Genomic DNA, 2,456 nt, shown 5'->3' on the forward strand with positions numbered 1-2,456 from the left:
TTGGTATTACTCACCTTGAATGGTTGCGATAAGACGACGAGATCCACCGTAATCGCGGTGCTCGCCTAAGTAGATGCCCTGCCATGTACCTAAGGCTAAGCGGCCATCAGTGATTGGAATTGTAATGCTCGAACCCAGCGTTGAAGCCTTGATATGCGCAGGCATGTCATCATCCCCTTCATAGGTGTGTTGGTAGTACGCTGCGCGTTCGGGAACAGAGTGATTGAAGTGCTTTTCCATATCACTGCGCACCGTAGGATCGGCATTTTCGTTAAGGGTTAAGCTAGCGGAGGTGTGTTGCACAAACAGGTGTAATAATCCTACTGAAAGTGATTGGATTTGCGGTAACTGTTGTTCAATTTCATCAGTGATCAGATGAAAACCTCGGGATTTGGCTGGTAAGCTGATCGTTTTTTGAGACCACATAATCTTTCCTTAACGAATTGTTTGGCAAATCTTATGAAGCTGGCTAGGCTAGTTGCACAGCTTTAGATAAGCTAAGCTTTTGAACGTGATATACCTCAATGTGATTGAGTTTTCACTGAGTCATAATTAGCCATTGAAAAAAAATTACATAACCTTGTGTTTGCAGCTTAGTGCCCAAACATCAGGAATAGCTTCTTTTTTGCTTAAAATCGGGGATTCCTAGCGAGTGATTAACTGGCGGGAATAGAGCCTACTGTAACATCGGAATAGAGACCATGTTGAAAAATATTAACCCAACGCAAACTCAAGCGTGGAAAGCGCTAACTGCTCATTTTGAATCTGCACAGGATATGGATCTGGCAGAGCTTTTTGCTCAAGATGCGGCTCGCTTTGACAAGTTTTCTACACGTTTTGGTGACGATCTTCTGATCGATTACTCTAAAAACCTCATCAACCAAGAAACGTTACAACATCTTTTTGCGTTAGCAAAAGAGACGGATCTTCAATCAGCAATTGAAGCGATGTTCAGTGGTGAAGCGATCAACAAAACAGAAGATCGCGCCGTGTTACATACTGCGCTACGTAACCGTAGTGACAAACCAGTGATGGTTGATGGTCAAGATGTGATGCCAGCGATCAACGCTGTACTAGCAAAAATGGAACTGTTTACGCACCGTATCGTTTCGGGTGATTGGAAAGGTTACACCGGTAAAGAGATCACTGATGTCGTGAACATCGGTATCGGCGGTTCTGACCTAGGCCCTTACATGGTGGCTGAAGCACTAGCACCGTACAAAACGCGTCTAAACATGCATTTTGTTTCTAACGTTGATGGTACTCACATCGTTGAAACGTTGAAAAAAGTAAATCCAGAAACGACATTGTTCCTGATTGCATCGAAAACATTTACCACTCAAGAAACCATGACCAATGCACATACTGCGCGTGATTGGTTCCTAGCGGAAGCGGGTGATGAAGCGCACGTTGCTAAGCACTTTGCGGCACTATCAACCAACGCAACCTCAGTGGCTGAGTTTGGTATTGATACCGACAACATGTTCGAATTCTGGGATTGGGTTGGCGGTCGTTACTCTCTATGGTCAGCAATCGGTCTGTCTATCTCTCTAGCGGTAGGTTACGACAACTTTGTTGAGTTGCTAGAAGGCGCTCACGAGATGGATAACCACTTTGCTGAGACTGAGCTAGAAAACAACATTCCAGTGATCTTGGCGTTGATTGGCCTATGGTACAACAACTTCCATGGTGCAGAATCTGAAGCAATCTTGCCTTACGATCAGTACATGCACCGTTTTGCTGCGTACTTCCAGCAAGGTAACATGGAGTCGAACGGTAAATACGTAGACCGTAACGGCGAAGCTGTCACTTACCAAACTGGCCCAATCATTTGGGGTGAGCCAGGTACTAACGGTCAACACGCGTTCTACCAGTTGATCCACCAAGGCACTAAGATCATTCCTTGTGACTTTATTGCACCAGCTCTGAGCCATAACCCAGCAGGCGATCACCACCAAAAACTGATGTCGAACTTCTTTGCTCAAACAGAAGCATTGGCATTTGGTAAGAGTGCAGAGACGGTTAAAGCGGAATTTGCTCAAGCAGGTAAGAGCGACGCAGAAATGGCTGAGCTAGTCCCATTCAAAGTGTTTGAAGGTAACCGTCCAACTAACTCAATCCTAGTGAAACAAATCACGCCACGTACTTTGGGTAACTTGATTGCAATGTACGAGCACAAAATCTTCACTCAAGGCGTTATCTGGAACATCTTCAGCTTCGACCAATGGGGTGTGGAACTTGGTAAGCAACTCGCAAACCAAATTCTACCTGAGCTTGCTGATGCAACAGAAATTAGCTCGCATGATAGCTCGACTAATGGTTTGATCAATGCGTTCAAAGCTTTTAAAGCTTAGTCGTTAGTATACTTGCAGCCATGATATTGAGTATTTTGGCGAGTAAAAGTTGAAAGGTAAAACGCCAGCAATGCTGGCGTTTTTTATTGATGCGTTTTAATC

2 protein-coding genes are annotated in these 2,456 nt (G+C 44.6%); one reads left to right on the forward strand and one right to left on the reverse strand.

The features are described from left to right. Positions 1 to 6 precede the first annotated feature (6 nt). Positions 7 to 426, reverse strand: a complete 420-nt coding sequence (locus RH88_RS00715; RefSeq protein ID WP_005592755.1) for a secondary thiamine-phosphate synthase enzyme YjbQ — start codon at positions 424 to 426, stop codon at positions 7 to 9. A 275-nt stretch (positions 427 to 701) separates the two neighbouring features. Between RH88_RS00715 and pgi the strand changes: the two genes are divergently transcribed. Beyond that, positions 702 to 2,354: a glucose-6-phosphate isomerase gene (pgi, locus tag RH88_RS00720; RefSeq protein WP_005592756.1), complete on the forward strand. Its 1,653-nt coding sequence runs from the start codon at positions 702 to 704 to the stop codon at positions 2,352 to 2,354. Positions 2,355 to 2,456: the final 102 nt, after the last annotated feature.

Source organism: Vibrio scophthalmi LMG 19158, assembly GCF_000222585.1.
Taxonomy (GTDB): domain Bacteria; phylum Pseudomonadota; class Gammaproteobacteria; order Enterobacterales; family Vibrionaceae; genus Vibrio; species Vibrio scophthalmi.

Bases quoted from the DNA above. Each gene is read 5' to 3' on its own strand.
- RH88_RS00715 (WP_005592755.1), bottom strand. From the start codon at position 426: ATGTGGTCTCAAAAAACGATCAGCTTACCAGCCAAATCCCGAGGTTTT.
- pgi (WP_005592756.1), top strand. From the start codon at position 702: ATGTTGAAAAATATTAACCCAACGCAAACTCAAGCGTGGAAAGCGCTA.